Source organism: Aequorivita marina (assembly GCF_031631895.2).
Taxonomy (GTDB): Bacteria; Bacteroidota; Bacteroidia; order Flavobacteriales; family Flavobacteriaceae; genus Aequorivita; species Aequorivita marina.
Map to the genome: position 1 here is coordinate 16,713 of NZ_JAVMBW020000005.1, position 16,101 is coordinate 32,813.

Here is a 16,101-nt window from a genome sequence, read left to right on the forward strand (position 1 = left end):
TCATACAAACCCAAACTATTGAAGCCATCCGAAAAAATGAAATACGATTATATAATTGCCGGAGCCGGATGTGCGGGGTTAAGTCTATTATTTAGAATGTTGAAAGACCCTGTTTTAAAAAACAAAAACATTCTAATTATTGACAAGAACAAGAAAACAGTAAACGATAGAACCTGGTGCTACTGGGAAGAAGAAAATGGACTTTTCCAGCCCATAGTAAAACACGAGTGGAAAAAACTTCAATTTTTAACCTCAGATTTTACTAAGGAGTTCCAATTGAAAAACTACACGTATAAAATGATCCAAAGCCTCGATTTTTATAATTACGTTTTAAGTTTCGCCAAAGAGTTTGATAACGTAGTTTTTAAGAATGAAGCTATTAATGGCATAACTTCAGCCGCTAATCGGGCAATTATTGAAACTGAACATAAAAAATATACTTCGGAGTTTGTTTTTAACTCTACCAGTCTTTATAACCCTGAAATAACCAAAAAAAATTCCCTCTTACAGCATTTTGAAGGCTGGGTGATACAAACAAAAACGCCAAAATTTAATAGTGCGGTTGGCACATTGATGGATTTTAGGCTTACTCAAAAAAATGGCGCTACTTTTATGTATGTATTACCCATTTCAGCTACCGAAGCCTTAGTGGAATACACCTTGTTTAGTCCTGAACTTTTAGACAAAAAGCAGTACAAACAGGAGCTGAAGCAATACATTAAGGACTATTTAAAAATTGACGAATATGAGCTTACCCATACCGAATTTGGTGTAATCCCTATGTCTTTGGCCAAATTTTCAAAGACTGTAGGTCCTGAAAAAAGGATAATCAACATTGGTACGGCAGGAGGATCTACAAAAGCCAGTAGCGGCTATACGTTTCAGTTTGTTCAGAAAAATACACAAAACATCGTGAACAGTTTGCGGAATAATGGCCATCCAAATGTTGCCATCAGTTTCCGCGAGAAAATGTTTCAATGGTACGACAAAACTTTACTCGACGTCCTTATTTCAAAAAAGATAGAAGGAAAGAAAGTCTTTTCATTATTGTTTAAAAAAACTTCCCCAGAAACCATTTTAAAATTCCTTGCAAACGAAAGTGATTTAAGTGACGATATAAAAATAATGAGTAGTTTGCCTTTTGCTCCTTTTTTAACGTCCGGAATAAAACAACTGAAATAACTAGAAAGAACTCGCTTTATTTAACAAATCTAAATCCTCCTTATCCAAGCTCAATTGTGGTGCCTTAATTATCGATTCCATTTGCTTTAAACTGGTGGCACTAACAATTGGTGCCGTAATGGTAGGCCTTGCCAGCAACCAAGCTAATGATATGGCTGCTTGCGTAGTATCGTGTTTCGCCGAAATGGAATCCAATGCTTCTAGAATTTTAAAGCCTTTTTCGTTTAAATATTTTGCTACTCCCCCACCGCGTTCACTTTTGTTGAGGTCGTGTTTACTTCTATATTTTCCGGTAAGAAATCCGGAGGCTAAGGAGTAATAACTTAAAACCCCCATATTATTATCTTTTACAATCTGGCGCAACTCCTTTTCATAAGCTTCACGCTCCATCAAATTGTATAAAGGTTGTAAGGTTTCATACTTCGGAGGCCCTTCTTTTTGAGAAGCTTGTAGAGATTCACGAATTCTTTTAGGCGACATATTACTGGTGCCAATAACGCGAACTTTCCCTTCCTTAATTAGTTGCTGATATGCGGAAAGTGTTTCTTCAACTGGCGTAATTTCATCATCAAAATGGGTTTGATACAAATCGATATAATCCGTTTTTAAACGCAAAAGCGATTTTTCTACATTCTTAAGAATAGTTTTTTTACTTATGTCTTTTGGATGTTCATTGTCTTGCGATCCAGTTTTAGTTGAAAGAATGATTTTGTCCCTATTTTTTCGCTTTGCAAGCCACTCCCCTATTATTGTTTCAGACTCTCCACCTTTATTTCCATCTGCCCACCACGAATACGTGTCGGCGGTATCTATAAAATTGAATCCAGCATCTACAAAGGCATCCAGTATTTTAAAAGATTGTTGTTTATCTACCGTCCAACCGAATACATTTCCACCAAAAGTTATTGGTGCTACTTTAAGACCTGAATTTCCGAGTTCTCTTTTTTCCATAGTACATTTTCAATTTTCTTAAAAATAATGAATTGGTACGGAATAGCGGAAGAATTATATAATAGTTAACGAAATTTCAAGCCGTTTCAAATTCGATTAAAAAACACTTAAACAACTTTAAAACTGAATTTATTCTGAAGCAAATAACTGTAGGCAACCGTAACAAAAACGGTGATGATTTTAGAAGGCGTGGGGTAAAATCCAAAACCATCTACTAGCAACTTTAAACAAATATAGTTTACTACCAGTGCGCCCATCCCAACTAAGAAATATCGAAAAAACTGAATTTCCCAAGGTAAGTTCGCTTTTTGAAACGTAACGAATTTTTGCAATAAAAACCCAGAAACAAAAGTAATGGGAAACACCACAAACAAGGAAGCGATATGCGGACTTAGAACCACAACATGTAAATCTACATTTTGCTTAGCAAAGATGAAGTTGTAAAAGATAAAATATAGCACAATATCAAAAACCAAGTTTCCACCGCCACAAGCCGCATAGCGATAGGTTTTTAGCGGAAGAAAAGGCCTAAATATAAAATAAAAGGCGTCAATAAATTTTATGATGCTGTTTTTCATGCCAAATAGGGCGCAAAGTTAAGCATAAGATTATGAATGGAACGCATTGAATGTTTTGAAAAAAACCAAGCCACTTTGTCAAAATTTTGAGCTACACTTTTTTGCTTTGCTATATCTAAAATATTCTTGTTCGCTTATTGAATTAATGTATCTTGCAGGCAATATTTTAAAATATGAAAAGACTACTACTTCTTATTTTATGCTGCTGCGGAATTCTTGAATCTAATGGCCAAGCCAGTTGGGAACTTTTAAATCCAACACCTTCCTACAAGACAGGTAAAGACATGCATTTTGTATCTGCCGAAACAGGATATATAATTACCGAAAGTGAGCTTTTGAACACTCAAAATGCAGGTGTAACTTGGGAAAAAATGCAAGGTGTTTCAAACGCTAATGACATTAATTTCCGTAATGAACTGGGTTATATTGTCGGGAATAATGGATACGTTATAAAGTCAACAGACAGTGGAGACACATGGAATACGGTAGCAATTGGGACTAGCGGAAATCTAAACACAGTAAGTATAATTGACGAATTCAACATCATCATATCTTCTGATACGAAACTCATTTCGACTACAGACGGCGGAGCCACTTGGCAAAGTTTTGACATTCCCGACGTTTCAGTAAATAAAACATTTTTCGTTAGCGCTACAGTAGGTCACGCCGCCTGCAAAGACGGTACTATTTTAAAAACAGTTGATGGAGGGGCTTCTTGGTATATTACAGAAAGCACTAATATTATACCAACAGATTACTACACCATTTATTTTATAAACGAAAGTATAGGCTTTGCAAGTCGCGAATTTGATGATGTTTTTAAAACTACCAATGGAGGCGAAACATGGGTTCAGATTCCAGAAATTAACGATGCTATTTATCGTTTTCAATTTCTAAACGAAAACGAAGGTTTTATAACGGGTGAATACGGCGTTATTTATAAAACAATAGATGGTGGAACTACATGGACTTTTATTGGTTTTCAAAATGGTTATATAATCAACACCAGCATGTATGGTATTTATTTTCAGGATAGCGATATTGGGTATGCAACCGGCGCTCGTGGCAGAATTATAAAAACTACAGATGGAGGTGCTAATTGGATCGATTATTCCCCTACTTATAACGATATCCAAAAAATACAATTTTTTAATGATTTTGTAGGTTATGCAGCTACAGGTGATATATTCTATAAAACAACAGATGCAGGTATTACTTGGCAAAATATTGGTAGCATAAATATTTCAAACTATAACTCAATTAAATTTACCTTTGTTAATGAGAACGTAGGCTATGCCTCTACTGGAGGGACTTATGGCGGGCAGATGTATAAAACGATTGACGGAGCGGTTAGTTGGACGCCATTATATGAAGGATATGATGTTATTGACGAAGGGATAAGCTCCATTGTATTTTTAGACGAAAATACCGGGATCGTTTCTGGAGGTTACAACCAGAGACAAACCAGAAAAACTACAGATGGAGGCGAGACCTGGGAGACTATAGGTTACACAAGTTATGGGCAAATGCAATTTGTAACAAATGACATTGCTTATGCAAGAGGCGGTAATAATTCCGATGCCAGACTTTATAAATCTATAGACGGTGGCACTAGTTGGAGTCTTGTTTTTGAAGATGAGGATAGTATGGGTTCCTTTGATTTTTTAAATGAAAATGTAGGATATTTAGTAGGTGATTACTCCCTGTTATATAAAACAACAGATGGCGGTGATTCTTGGGAAGAGCTAACGCTTCCTTATGGATTTTACACCTTGGTGAAATTTCAAACAGAAGAAATAGGCTACGTGGCTGACGAGTACGGAAAGATTTTTTATACCGAAGACGGCGGGTTAAATTGGCAATTAAATACAATCCAAGCCCGAGTTAAATCTATGGCAATAACCGATAACGTAGTTTATACCGCCGGGGTTAATGGGAAAATATTTAGAAAGCTGTTTGGTACTTTGGGCAACGATAAGGTTTCCTTCAGATTAGACTTTAAGGTATATCCAAATCCTTCAGAAAACTCCATCACCGTACAAACTGAAACTGAAATTTCTAAAATTGAAATTTATAACAATCTTGGGCAATTAGTTCAAGTGAATAAAGACGTAAACAAAATTGACATCACGATTTTACCATCTGGCATTTACTTTCTAAAAGCTACAGATAGTTTAAATACAATTGGTGTCAAGAAAATAATCAAAAGATAAAATAGGCGCTCTACAGTTAGGGCGCTTACTTTCTTCCACCACCCCGATTACCTTTTCCTTTTGAAGACGACTTTCCTCTATTTCCAGAATTGCGCTTACGGCTATGGTGTTCGGCTTTTCGCTTTTTCTTTTCGGCCTCGGCAGCTTTTACATCGGCCATGGTTTCGGTAGGTTGAAAGCCATCAATAGTTTTTGGTTGTAAACGCTCGCCAATTAGTTTTTCAATACCTTTTAAATAACCAACTTCATCGAGGCTTACCAAAGAAATTGCTTCACCACTGGCTCCCGCTCTTCCGGTACGACCAATACGGTGAACATAATCTTCGGAAACGTTAGGCAATTCAAAATTAATAACATGCGGCAATAAAGGAATATCAAGTCCTCTGGCGGCAATATCTGTGGCTACTAGCACTCGTACTTTACCTTCTTTAAAACCCGCAAGGGCCTTAGTTCTTGCACCCTGACTTTTATTTCCATGAATTGCTGCGGAAGTAATCTTTGCTTTTTCAAGCTTTTTACTCAGTCGATTGGCTCCGTGCTTGGTCCGTGTAAAAACCAAAACTTGTTGCCAATTGCCTTCAGAAATAAGCTTTGTAATCAAGTCTGTTTTTTGAAGTTTATCAACCCTATAAACTGTCTGGTCAATTTTTTCAACCGTGGTATTTTCAGGCGTAGCTTCAACCAAAACGGGGTTGTGCAAAAATTCGTTTGCCAGTTTTTTAATTTCCTTTGAAAAGGTTGCTGAAAACAAAAGATTTTGTCTTTTTGAAGGCAATAGGGCGAGTACTTTTTTAATATCGCGTAAAAACCCCATGTCCAACATTCTGTCGGCTTCGTCCAGAACCAGTATTTCAACTTTAGAAAGTGAAAGTGCACCTTGGTTTTCTAGATCTAACAACCTTCCCGGGGTTGCTACCAAAATATCTACCCCATTCCGCAAGGCACGAATCTGCGGGTTTGCACCTACTCCACCAAAAATAACGGTAGAACGCAGGTCTGTAAATTCGCTGTATTCCTTAAACTCAACCTGTACTTGGGCGGCAAGTTCACGGGTTGGCGTAAGTATTAACGCACGAATTGGTCTTTTTCGCAACGCAGGCTCATTGTTTAATAGTTGCAACATAGGCAAGGCAAAACCTGCCGTTTTCCCGCTTCCGGTCTGCGCTGAAGCCAGCACATCTTTTTGTTCTAAAATTAAAGGAATTGCTTTTTGCTGAATAGCCGAAGGCGTTTCATATCCTTTCTTGCTGATAGCTTTCAGCAGGGCATTGGACAGCCCAAGAGATTTAAATGACATTTTTTAGATATTAGATTTTTAGACATAAGACTTAGAACTTCATGACCTAAGACGTCTGACCTCAACACAATGAGTATTATATAGAATATTTTAGACCGCTGCGCTTGGAAATAGTATATCGCGGCGCTTTTAGAATTCGGTCTTTTTTAAGAACCATTAAAACTAAGAAGACGGTTTTAACAAGCGGCGAAGATACGTTTAATTTTCCGTACGACGGTTTTTGTTTCGGTTTTAGCGAAAAATAGTTGTTGTATTCGCGAATATAGAAAGCCTACACAGTAATTTCTTATTAAGTAAAACGGAGCATTGAATACATTTGAAGTTCACAAACCTTAATTAAAAACTTATGAAAAACTTGACAACCACATTTTTAACTATTGTCCTTTTGCTCGGAGCGACTTTCGTTTCACAAGGACAGACCTTTAACTACAAGGACTCTGGAACCGATTTTATTCTTTTCGACCTTTCCATCCCCGAAGGACAGAATTCAATAGCATATGCAGCCGGTTCAAAATTCACTTTCAATACAGAAGGAATTATTATAAAGACCGAAGATGCGGGAGAAACTTGGGAGACTATTTTTCCTGTAACAGGAACCGCAACCAGTTTTGAAAAAATTGAATTCGTCACTACCGAGAAAGGTTTCGTTGCTGGCTATGACCTTTTTATGAAAACTGAAGACGGTGGCGACACGTGGACACCAATGACAGTTGGCACCGATGTTTACCTGTACAACAATCTTTCATTTTACAATGAAAATATAGGCTTTGTATCGGCTCAGCTTAATGATGATCCTTATTTTGCAATATATCTCACTACAGATGGTGGCGATACTTGGACTGCAGCTTCAGATATTGAAGAGATAGGTGCTATTAGCATTGCGTATGCAGATACAAACACTTTATTTGGCGTAGGTGCAGATGAGCGAATTGCGAAATCAACCGATGGTGGAGATACTTGGAGCGCAATTTATTCGGGAATGATCCAGAATTATTTTCTTTCGGTATATTTTAAAGATCAAGACAATGGTGTTGTTGCTGGGGAAGATGGATTATTAAAAACCACGCACGATGGCGGTGCCACTTGGAGTGACTTCGCTACAGGCTATCATCAATTTTATGCACTCACCTATAAAGGCGATCAACTATTGGCCGGTGGAACCGATACTGACATATATTTCTCTGAAGATAACGGAGAAAATTGGAACCAGGTTTTTGTAGGGAACGGTCAAAATCAACTCTACGAAATCGAATTTTTTGAAGATGGTTCAGGCCTTATTGTTGGTTCTGGAGGAATCGTAATAAAATTCGAAGATGTTTTCTTGGGAACTGAAGACCATCAAATATCTAAAAATAGCCTTATAAGCTATTTCAATTCGGAAGCAAATACCTTTACTATTGAATCTAAAAACGACACCATTGATAAAGTGATGATCTACACAAGCACTGGGCAACTGGTAGGCACTTTCTCAAACAACGCCACAACTTTCAGCGCAGATGTTTCGTCTTACGCCAATGGATTATATTTGGTACAAGTTAGTCAGAACAACCAAACCAAGAGTTTGAAGTTTTTGAAACGATAATTTATTATGTACTAATACATTGAGAGGCTAAAAATGATCTTGGCCTCTCTTTGATTCTAAAACCTATTAGAAGTTTTCATAGGTTAGAAACCTTGAATCCGCTCCATTACCACTTCAACCAACGCATCACATTTATGGTTTCCGAATTCAAAAATACTGGCATCGTGGGTTGATTTAAAAATCTCATCTTTTAATAGCTTTTTTGCTCGATGCAGACGAACCTTTACGTTGCTATCAGTCAGCTTTAAACAAGCAGCTATTTCTGGATTAGACAAACCTTCTACCTGATGGAGCATAAATACAACTCTGTATTTTTCAGGAAGCCGATCTACCGCCTCCTCCACTAAGGTGCGAGTTTCTATCTTTATTGCTTGTTTTTCTGGATTCATATTGTTTGTATCTGGCAGATGGAACACATTTTCAAGACTTTCTGTCTTTCCATAATTCGTTGTCTTGCGTTTCTGTTTTCTTATAAACTGTAAGGCTTCGTTTATTCCAATTCGGATAAGCCATGTGGAAAATGAGGCCTGATTATTAAATTGCTGAAGTTTTAGGTAAGCCTTTACATAGGCCTCTTGCATAATATCCCGTACATCTGCTTCCGAATACACATAACTTCGAATCACTCTGAAAAGACGCTGATTATAACGTCTGAGTAAAATTTCGAATAATTCCTTTTCACCTTCCAAAACACGCTGCACCACTTTGGAGTCAGGTAATTTTGTTAAGGTAAATCGATCTGGTTGATGTGCTTTCATGACTTGTCTTTCTATTTAGATGCCCTAGACCCCTTAAAGTTACAAATTTTGTAACCACATTGTTTATTTAGCATCTAAACTATAGAACTAAAAAAATAAAAAAACATGAAGACAGCAACGAATAATTTGGAAATCAATAAATTACAAACCCTCTTAAAGTACACCTTCACAATAATCCCCATTGCGGCAGGTGCCGATAAGTTTTTGAATATTCTCGTGCAGTGGGACACATATCTAGCGCCATCAACATTAGAAATACTTCCTTTTAGCGGGGCAGCTTTTATGATGATTGTTGGGGTGATCGAAATTATTGCCGGAATTTTAGTCTTCACCAAAACACAATTGGGGGCATATATTGTTTCGCTTTGGCTATTGTTTATCGCTTTGAGCTTACTTTTTACTTGGCATTATCCAGATGTAGCGGTGCGTGACATTGCAATGGCCATTTCGGCATTTGTTTTGGCTAAGTTGAGTAATCCAAATATTACCGCCAGTTAATTTTACATCTTATACATCAAATGCCTTAGCAATTCCCTTTCTCATTTAGTATGGGTTAGGGAATCTGCAATTAGAATTCAGATTCAATTTACATTTCTTCAATCGATGTAAAGGCGAATAAAATAGCGTGATAGCTAAAAACAATTCAACTTAATTTTATTTAGCCACAAAATATTCAATTTAAAAACTCTGTTGTTTATTATCTTTGTGAGCAACACTAACTACCAAATTGCTTAAAAAACCTTCAGAATCTTATGGATATAGATCAAATATTTAAAAACAATCAAACTTGGGTAAACGATAAATTGGGTGTTGACCCCAACTATTTTAAAGATCTTGCAAGCGGACAAAACCCTGATATTCTTTATATAGGTTGTAGCGACAGCCGCGTAACCGCTGAGGAAGTAATGGGGGTAAAACCGGGCGATGTTTTTGTAATGCGCAACATTTCTAACATGGTTTCTAACCTAGACCTAAGCGCAATGAGTGTTATTGATTATGCCGTAAGTGTTTTAAAAGTAAAGAATATTGTTATCTGTGGCCATTATGGATGTGGTGGTGTAAAAGCCGCTATGGAGTCTAAAGACTTGGGAATTCTTAATCCGTGGTTACGAAATATTCGCGATGTTTACAGGTTGCACCGCGATGAACTCAAGGATATTGAAGACGAAGAGCAAAAATACCGAAGATTGGTAGAGCTCAATGTTCAGGAGCAGTGTGTGAATGTAATTAAAACTGCCGATGTACAGATTGCCGTCCGTCAAGGAAGATTAGCCGTTCACGGATGGGTCATGGACATGGCCACTGGAAAACTTATCGACTTAGAAATAGATTTTGAAAAAGTATTGGAAGGAATTATGGAAATCTATCATTTAGATAAAGATGAAATAGTATCAAAATAGAAAAAAGTCGCTTTCCTTATGAAAGCGACTTTTTTTTTGATTAAGCACTTAATTTTACAATTGGGGAAGTAGTACTTTATCTATGGCGTGTACAACACCGTTTGTAGCTTGTACATCTACAACAATAATATTGCTAATTCTACCATTTAAATCTGTTAAGGTTGCATCGTCAGCATCTACAATAATATCAGCTCCAAGGGTATTTACCGTACCATCCATTAAATCTTCAGAGCGAACATTTGCACCAGCTATAACGTGCGTATTTAGCGTTGCTGTAAGAGTAGGTCCATCAATATCTTCCAACCCGTTTACACCTAACTCTGCCAATAATGAGCCAAAAGCATCATCTGTAGGTGCAAATACAGTAAATGGAGCTGGCTCTGTTCCTGCTGGAGTTGACAAAACACTAACAAAATCGGGTTGATCATCACGTGTTAAGGCAGAAACTAATATTGAAAAGTTTGGATCAGCGGTAGCAAAAGTAACAACCGTTGGCATTGGGATTACTTTTCCTACTTCATGAATAACACCATTAGAAGCCATAATATCTGCATTAGTAACTGGAGCGGTTCCGTTTAATACCACACCGCCCGTTTGTGTATTGATATAAAGACTTAAATTAGCCCCAGAAGATTCTTCTGTTGCCAATGTATTTGTATAACCCGTGGTTATTTCAGCAGCAAGCACCTTACTTCCTAAAACGTGATTTAGCAAAACACTTTTTAAAACAGCGGTTGGCACATCATTTAAACTAGTAAAGCCATTGTCATTTAAAAAAGTAGCAAAGGCTTCATTAGTTGGTGCAAAAACGGTAAATGGTCCTTCACCTTTTAAAGTTTCGGTAAGATTAGCTTTGTCCAATGCGGCTTTAAGTGAGGAGTATTCAGCTTGTGAAGCAACAACATCAGCAATTGAATTTGCAGGCAATTCTACATTCACATCGTCGTCATCGCTACAAGAAACAACGCCTAGGGTGATAAAAGCAATTAGAGATAATTTCAATAAATTTTTCATTGTTTTTTGAGTTTAGATTAGAAAACAAATCTATTTAATGAAAGCCCTAAAACAATACCTTTTAACTTTTGTTTATGCTTTTTTACAAAAGATTAAACAAAATATTAAATGATATACCTTTAACTCAGAGTCTTTTACAAGCAAAAACTCTTAAACTACAAACACATTTTTAGACTAAGAATGAAAATTAAGTGCAGTCCTGAATCTCTTCCTCAAAAAGCTAAGATTAAATTTTACACATAAGATAGACGTGAAGAAAATTTTACATCCGTTGCGGAACCTCAATCCCCAATAACGAGAATGCACTTTTTATAACTTCCGCCACTGCTTCTGAAAGTTTTACACGGAAGGCTTTTTCAGCTTCATTATCTGTAGCCAAAATGGGCACGTTTTGATAGAAGCTGTTAAACTCCTTCACCAAATCGTAGGTATAGTTGGCTATAAGCGCCGGACTGTAGTTTGCGGCTGCCAACTGAATGGTTTCGGGATATTGCTTAAGCAGTTTTATAAGCTCCTTTTCCTTAGGATGTATTTCAACTTCGTCCAGTACCTGATTGCCCAGCGTGGCCGAAGCGGCTTTTCTCAAAATAGACTGAATTCGCGCATAGGTATATTGAATAAACGGCCCCGTATTGCCTTGAAAGTCTACGCTTTCTTCAGGGTTAAAAAGGATTCGTTTCTTAGGATCTACCTTTAAAATATAATATTTAAGTGCACCTAACCCGATGATTTTATAAAGCTCGTTTTTCTCTTCTTGGCTAAAATTGTCAATCTTTCCTAATTCCTCTGAAATCTCACGAGCCGTATCAGTCATTTGATTAATTAAATCGTCAGCATCTACAACCGTTCCTTCTCGGCTTTTCATTTTCCCTGAAGGCAGATCTACCATACCATAACTTAAATGAAAAAGGTTTTCAGCCCAACTATAGCCGAGTTTTTTCAAAATTAAAAACAGTACTTTAAAATGGTAGTCCTGCTCGTTACCTACAGTATAAATCATTCCGCCAACATCTGGATGATCTTTTACACGTTGTACGGCAGTACCAATGTCTTGCGTCATATAAACCGCGGTGCCATCACTTCTAAGGACTAATTTTTCGTCCAGACCTTCGTCGGTTAAATCGCACCATACAGAGCCATCCTCTTTTCTAAAAAACACATCCTTTTTTAACCCATCTTCAATGATGTCTTTCCCCAATAAGTAGGTGTCACTTTCATAATAATAAAAGTCGAAATCTACACCTATATTTTTATAGGTTTCCTCAAACCCCTTATAAACCCAGCCGTTCATTTTATTCCACAAGGCTACGGTTTCTTCATCGCCCGCTTCCCATTTTCTCAGCATATTTTGAGCTTCAAGAATAAGCGGAGCCTGGGTCTTGGCTTCTTCTTCGGTTTTTCCGGTAGCCTTTAGAGACTCAATTTCCTTTTTGTATTCTTGATCGAATTTTACGTAATAATTACCAACTAGTTTATCGCCTTTTAGACCTGCCGAATCTGGAGTTTCTTCATTTCCAAACTTTTTCCAGGCAAGCATACTTTTACAAATATGAATACCACGGTCATTGATAATCTGGGTTTTATAGACTTTCTTTCCGGCGGCTTTTTCAATTTCGGCAACAGAATACCCGAGTAAAACATTTCGAACATGCCCTAAATGCAGGGGTTTATTGGTGTTGGGAGAAGAATATTCTACCATTAAAGCTTCTTTTCCCTGAGGTTGAAATCCGTAGGTTGAAAAATCGGTAACCGAATTAAAGAAATCCATATAAAACGAATCACTTAAAACAATGTTCAAAAACCCTTGGACCACATTGAATTTTTCAATTTCTGAAACATTTTCAACTAAATACTCGCCAATAGCTTTACCAATCTGAACAGGGTTTCCTTTTACCACGCGAAGCATCGGGAAGACCACTGCAGTTATATCGCCTTCAAAATCCTTGCGAGTAGGCTGCAATTCAACGGTTTCTAATGTTGCGCCGTAAATTTCATTGACAGCTGCTTTTATTTGGGTTTCTAACTTTTGTTGAAATGTCATTTTTTAAAAAATCTTAAATATGAAACTTGAGATGTTTAACACCTTCCCGATTCACGAGAGTTCGTGGACAAAGATACACGTTTTTAGGGTTTAAGTATTTCAGAAATCTTTATCTTTCGTGTAAAAAATGCTTTTAGACGTTTCGTATAACAACAAGGAAGTTACGCGTAAAATAGACAATACGCTCGGAAAACCTTATCCTTTATTGCAGCGGTTAAAAATGGGCGGAATTGGTTCGCCTAAATTAATATTGACCAGAACGAGTATCCAAATTAGCAATTTGATGATGATGGATAATAACCGCAACGTCTGCAATATTGAGATGCGTCCAAAAGGTATTATTTTGGATTCAGGAGCCGATTGAGCTCATACGGGCTAATAATACCCTATTATAAACTGGTGGTATATAAAGGAAAAGCGGAAGAATATTCCATCTATATGGATCATTATTTTTTTAAGTTTAAGGCACAGAACCAAGGTAAGTCGGTACATAAATTTATGAAAAGACTAATTAAAGCAAAAAACGACGCCACACCCGATAGACTAGAAGACCTTTAACGCAACCAAATTTTAATGGTATCGTAACCATTCAGTAAACTGAAAACCGAAAAACCGAACGTCCTTTGCTAAAAAAACAATGGACATCTTTTTATATGTTTTTGCAGCATTATTTTCGGTAATAAATCCGCTGGGCACCGTACCCGTTTTTGTAGGCTTAACAAGTGAGGAAAGCACAAAAGAGCGCAATAAAACTTCATTTTTAACCACGGTGAACGTAGTTGTAATTTTAATTATTTCCTTTTTTGCAGGTACGTATTTGTTAGCTTTCTTCGGAATAAGTTTAAACGCCCTTCGGATTGCAGGCGGAATGATAATAGTAACTTCGGGCTTTGCGCTGTTAACCGGCACTTTTTCTAAGCATAAAGGAATGAAGAATAAGCGGGTTAAAAAAGATTTGGATCAACGTGAAAAATTTTCACTCACTCCATTAGCAATCCCAATGCTTGCTGGCCCTGGCTCAATTTCAATCTTAATAGGGTTTAACCACGAATATCAAAACTGGAATGATATGTTAATGGTTGTTTTAGCAGTTTTGGCCGTAGGACTGGCTACGTATACTATCTTGCGAAGCTCCCATTATATCAGTTCGTTATTAGGTGCTTCTGGCATTAACGCAATTTCTAGAATTGTTGGGTTTATCGTGATTTCTATAGGCGTAGAATATATAAGCACGTCTGTGATTTCTATTCTTGAAATTTTAAATGAATAACTACTTCGGGGCAAACCTCAGGGGTTTAAATTGCGATTGTTGCATAAAGCATTAGCGCCTATTTTTAAGAAGTGCTCCACCGAGTAGTGCCAAAACCCCTATCCCGATCATTCCCAAGGTTTGATTGTTTAGGCCTTCTGTTTTATTTACTTCCAAAGGCCCGAGTTCTACAACCGATTGTGGAACAAAAGCATTATACAGCCCAAAAATTATTAAAACAACTCCGGCAATAAGGAGCACCGTTTTTAAGACTTTCATGAAAATTGATTTATCTGGTTGAGTTTTTAAAGATAGTCCTTTACAAATTAGTCTGGGCTTTATGTTAACGCCTTTTTAACCTATGTTTAATTATTTTGATTTATATTTAAACAAAATTACCGTTTTGAAAATATTACTAACCGGAGCCAATGGATATATTGGCATGCGTTTATTACCCAAATTACTTGAGAATGGCCATGAAATAGTTTGCGCGGTTCGCAACAGAAATAGACTTCCACTAGATGCAGAAACTATTAAAAAAGTTTCGATAATTGAAGTTGATTTTTCTGAAGAAATAAACACGGAAGACTTTCCGAGAGACATTGACGCGGCTTACTACCTCATCCATTCCATGAGCAGCTCTACAACAGATTTTGACGAAATGGAGGCCCGTTCTGCAAAAAACTTCAATACATATATGGCAGAAACCTCCGTAAAGCAAGTTGTTTATTTAAGCGGGATTGTAAATCAAGAAGAGTTATCCAAACATCTCTCTTCAAGAAAAAAGGTAGCCGAAATCCTCTCAAACGGCAATTATCACCTCAGCGTTTTACGAGCAGGAATTGTGGTGGGAAGCGGTAGCTCTTCCTTTGAAATTATTCGCGATCTCTGTGAAAAACTTCCTTTAATGATAGCTCCTGCGTGGCTTAAAACCAGAATCCAACCCATTGCCATTCGCGACGTAATCAATTTTCTTTATGGGGTTTTAGACAATGAAAAGTGCTTTGATCAATCGTTTGATATCGGAGGGCCCGATATTTTGACCTATAAAGATATGTTGTTAAAGTATGCAGAGATTCGAAAACTAAAACTTTGGATTATTTCCGTGCCGGTCATGTCGCCACGACTATCTTCCTATTGGCTTTACTTTGTAACCTCAACATCATACAAATTGGCAGTTAATTTGGTAGATAGTATGAAAATAGAGGTTGTAGCCAGCGATAACAACCTTCAAGACATTTTAGGAATCAATCCCATTACATATGAAGAAGCTATTAAAAAAGCTTTTGTAAAGATTGAGCAAAATCTGGTGGTTTCTAGTTGGAAAGATTCATTGGCGGCAGGGCGCATAACAAATTTAAAATCATACATCCAAGTACCTAAATACGGGTGTCTTAAAGATAAAAAAGTTCAGAAAATTGATAATCCAGAAAAAGTTATGGATAATATTTGGGCTATTGGGGGTAAGCACGGATGGTATTACGGCAATATACTTTGGAAACTACGCGGATTTATGGATAAACTAGTTGGTGGCGTAGGACTTCGACGTGGAAGAACCAACCCCACAAAAATTTATACGGGCGACGCACTTGACTTTTGGCGCGTGCTTTATGCCGACAAGGAAAACAAGAGACTCCTGTTATTTGCCGAAATGAAACTTCCTGGCGAAGCTTGGCTAGAATTCTGCATCAATGATAATAACGAACTAATACAAACGGCAACCTTCAGGCCCAAGGGAATATGGGGCAGATTGTATTGGTACGCTATGCTGCCATTCCACTATTTTATTTTTGGTGGAATGATTCGCAATATCAGTAAAGTTGAGTAGTTTGAAAA

At 37.2% G+C, this 16,101-nt stretch carries 15 protein-coding genes; 8 read left to right on the plus strand and 7 right to left on the minus strand.

Annotated elements, in window-relative coordinates:
- The first annotated feature begins 36 nt into the window (after positions 1-36).
- Positions 37-1,182, plus strand: a complete 1,146-nt coding sequence (locus QPK98_RS08145) for a lycopene cyclase family protein (protein WP_310992686.1) — start codon at positions 37-39, stop codon at positions 1,180-1,182.
- On the opposite strand, the gene QPK98_RS08150 is transcribed toward QPK98_RS08145, so the two are convergent.
- Positions 1,183-2,133: an aldo/keto reductase gene (locus QPK98_RS08150; protein WP_310992688.1), complete on the minus strand. Its 951-nt coding sequence runs from the start codon at positions 2,131-2,133 to the stop codon at positions 1,183-1,185. It abuts the gene before it with no gap.
- A 107-nt stretch (positions 2,134-2,240) separates the two neighbouring features.
- A complete protein-coding gene (locus QPK98_RS08155; RefSeq protein WP_310992689.1) occupies positions 2,241-2,711 on the minus strand; it encodes a GtrA family protein in 471 nt (156 codons plus the stop codon).
- Positions 2,712-2,884: 173 nt separating this feature from the next.
- On the opposite strand from QPK98_RS08155, the gene QPK98_RS08160 reads away from it, so the two are divergent.
- Positions 2,885-4,924, plus strand: coding sequence for a T9SS type A sorting domain-containing protein (locus tag QPK98_RS08160; protein ID WP_310992691.1), 2,040 nt, complete (start codon positions 2,885-2,887; stop codon positions 4,922-4,924).
- A gap of 25 nt (positions 4,925-4,949) precedes the next feature.
- Here QPK98_RS08160 and QPK98_RS08165 read toward each other — a convergent pair whose 3' ends face one another.
- Complete coding sequence (locus QPK98_RS08165; RefSeq protein WP_310992692.1) at positions 4,950-6,221, minus strand: DEAD/DEAH box helicase; 1,272 nt, start codon at positions 6,219-6,221, stop codon at positions 4,950-4,952.
- 346 nt (positions 6,222-6,567) lie between these two features.
- Between QPK98_RS08165 and QPK98_RS08170 the strand changes: the two genes are divergently transcribed.
- Positions 6,568-7,803 carry a YCF48-related protein gene (locus QPK98_RS08170; RefSeq protein WP_310992693.1) on the plus strand — a complete coding sequence of 412 codons (1,236 nt, stop codon included), beginning with the start codon at positions 6,568-6,570 and terminating at the stop codon, positions 7,801-7,803.
- A gap of 83 nt (positions 7,804-7,886) precedes the next feature.
- Here QPK98_RS08170 and QPK98_RS08175 read toward each other — a convergent pair whose 3' ends face one another.
- The gene (locus tag QPK98_RS08175) at positions 7,887-8,561 is read right to left on the minus strand and encodes an RNA polymerase sigma factor (protein ID WP_310992694.1); all 675 of its coding nucleotides are present in this window, start codon (positions 8,559-8,561) and stop codon (positions 7,887-7,889) included.
- A gap of 105 nt (positions 8,562-8,666) precedes the next feature.
- Between QPK98_RS08175 and QPK98_RS08180 the strand changes: the two genes are divergently transcribed.
- Together QPK98_RS08180 and QPK98_RS08185 are read left to right on the plus strand one after the other, a co-directional pair.
- Positions 8,667-9,059, plus strand: a complete 393-nt coding sequence (locus tag QPK98_RS08180) for a hypothetical protein (RefSeq protein ID WP_310992696.1) — start codon at positions 8,667-8,669, stop codon at positions 9,057-9,059.
- A 254-nt stretch (positions 9,060-9,313) separates the two neighbouring features.
- Positions 9,314-9,961, plus strand: coding sequence for a carbonic anhydrase (locus tag QPK98_RS08185; protein ID WP_310992698.1), 648 nt, complete (start codon positions 9,314-9,316; stop codon positions 9,959-9,961).
- A 54-nt stretch (positions 9,962-10,015) separates the two neighbouring features.
- Here QPK98_RS08185 and QPK98_RS08190 read toward each other — a convergent pair whose 3' ends face one another.
- Together QPK98_RS08190 and argS are read right to left on the minus strand one after the other, a co-directional pair.
- Positions 10,016-10,975: a fasciclin domain-containing protein gene (locus QPK98_RS08190; protein ID WP_310992699.1), complete on the minus strand. Its 960-nt coding sequence runs from the start codon at positions 10,973-10,975 to the stop codon at positions 10,016-10,018.
- A 262-nt stretch (positions 10,976-11,237) separates the two neighbouring features.
- Positions 11,238-13,016 (minus strand): arginine--tRNA ligase, encoded by a 1,779-nt coding sequence (gene argS, locus QPK98_RS08195; protein WP_310992700.1) that lies wholly within the window; start codon positions 13,014-13,016, stop codon positions 11,238-11,240.
- Positions 13,017-13,143: 127 nt separating this feature from the next.
- On the opposite strand from argS, the gene QPK98_RS08200 reads away from it, so the two are divergent.
- Together QPK98_RS08200 and QPK98_RS08205 are read left to right on the plus strand one after the other, a co-directional pair.
- Positions 13,144-13,380 (plus strand): hypothetical protein, encoded by a 237-nt coding sequence (locus QPK98_RS08200; RefSeq protein WP_310992701.1) that lies wholly within the window; start codon positions 13,144-13,146, stop codon positions 13,378-13,380.
- A 273-nt stretch (positions 13,381-13,653) separates the two neighbouring features.
- The gene (locus tag QPK98_RS08205) at positions 13,654-14,286 is read left to right on the plus strand and encodes a MarC family NAAT transporter (protein WP_310992702.1); all 633 of its coding nucleotides are present in this window, start codon (positions 13,654-13,656) and stop codon (positions 14,284-14,286) included.
- A 51-nt stretch (positions 14,287-14,337) separates the two neighbouring features.
- Here the strand turns inward: QPK98_RS08205 and QPK98_RS08210 are convergent, their stop codons facing one another.
- On the minus strand, positions 14,338-14,544 hold the full coding sequence (locus QPK98_RS08210) for a hypothetical protein (RefSeq protein WP_310992704.1): 207 nt from the start codon (positions 14,542-14,544) through the stop codon (positions 14,338-14,340).
- Positions 14,545-14,668: 124 nt separating this feature from the next.
- Between QPK98_RS08210 and QPK98_RS08215 the strand changes: the two genes are divergently transcribed.
- On the plus strand, positions 14,669-16,093 hold the full coding sequence (locus QPK98_RS08215; protein WP_310992705.1) for an SDR family oxidoreductase: 1,425 nt from the start codon (positions 14,669-14,671) through the stop codon (positions 16,091-16,093).
- Positions 16,094-16,101 lie beyond the last annotated feature (8 nt).

Excerpts from the sequence above, each read along its gene's own strand:
- QPK98_RS08200 (WP_310992701.1), top strand. The coding sequence starts at position 13,144 with ATGCTTTTAGACGTTTCGTATAACAACAAGGAAGTTACGCGTAAAATA.
- QPK98_RS08175 (WP_310992694.1), bottom strand. The coding sequence starts at position 8,561 with ATGAAAGCACATCAACCAGATCGATTTACCTTAACAAAATTACCTGAC.
- QPK98_RS08205 (WP_310992702.1), top strand. The coding sequence starts at position 13,654 with ATGGACATCTTTTTATATGTTTTTGCAGCATTATTTTCGGTAATAAAT.
- QPK98_RS08180 (WP_310992696.1), top strand. The coding sequence starts at position 8,667 with ATGAAGACAGCAACGAATAATTTGGAAATCAATAAATTACAAACCCTC.
- QPK98_RS08145 (WP_310992686.1), top strand. The coding sequence starts at position 37 with ATGAAATACGATTATATAATTGCCGGAGCCGGATGTGCGGGGTTAAGT.
- QPK98_RS08160 (WP_310992691.1), top strand. The coding sequence starts at position 2,885 with ATGAAAAGACTACTACTTCTTATTTTATGCTGCTGCGGAATTCTTGAA.
- QPK98_RS08190 (WP_310992699.1), bottom strand. The coding sequence starts at position 10,975 with ATGAAAAATTTATTGAAATTATCTCTAATTGCTTTTATCACCCTAGGC.
- QPK98_RS08150 (WP_310992688.1), bottom strand. The coding sequence starts at position 2,133 with ATGGAAAAAAGAGAACTCGGAAATTCAGGTCTTAAAGTAGCACCAATA.
- QPK98_RS08155 (WP_310992689.1), bottom strand. The coding sequence starts at position 2,711 with ATGAAAAACAGCATCATAAAATTTATTGACGCCTTTTATTTTATATTT.
- argS (WP_310992700.1), bottom strand. The coding sequence starts at position 13,016 with ATGACATTTCAACAAAAGTTAGAAACCCAAATAAAAGCAGCTGTCAAT.
- QPK98_RS08185 (WP_310992698.1), top strand. The coding sequence starts at position 9,314 with ATGGATATAGATCAAATATTTAAAAACAATCAAACTTGGGTAAACGAT.
- QPK98_RS08210 (WP_310992704.1), bottom strand. The coding sequence starts at position 14,544 with ATGAAAGTCTTAAAAACGGTGCTCCTTATTGCCGGAGTTGTTTTAATA.
- QPK98_RS08170 (WP_310992693.1), top strand. The coding sequence starts at position 6,568 with ATGAAAAACTTGACAACCACATTTTTAACTATTGTCCTTTTGCTCGGA.
- QPK98_RS08165 (WP_310992692.1), bottom strand. The coding sequence starts at position 6,221 with ATGTCATTTAAATCTCTTGGGCTGTCCAATGCCCTGCTGAAAGCTATC.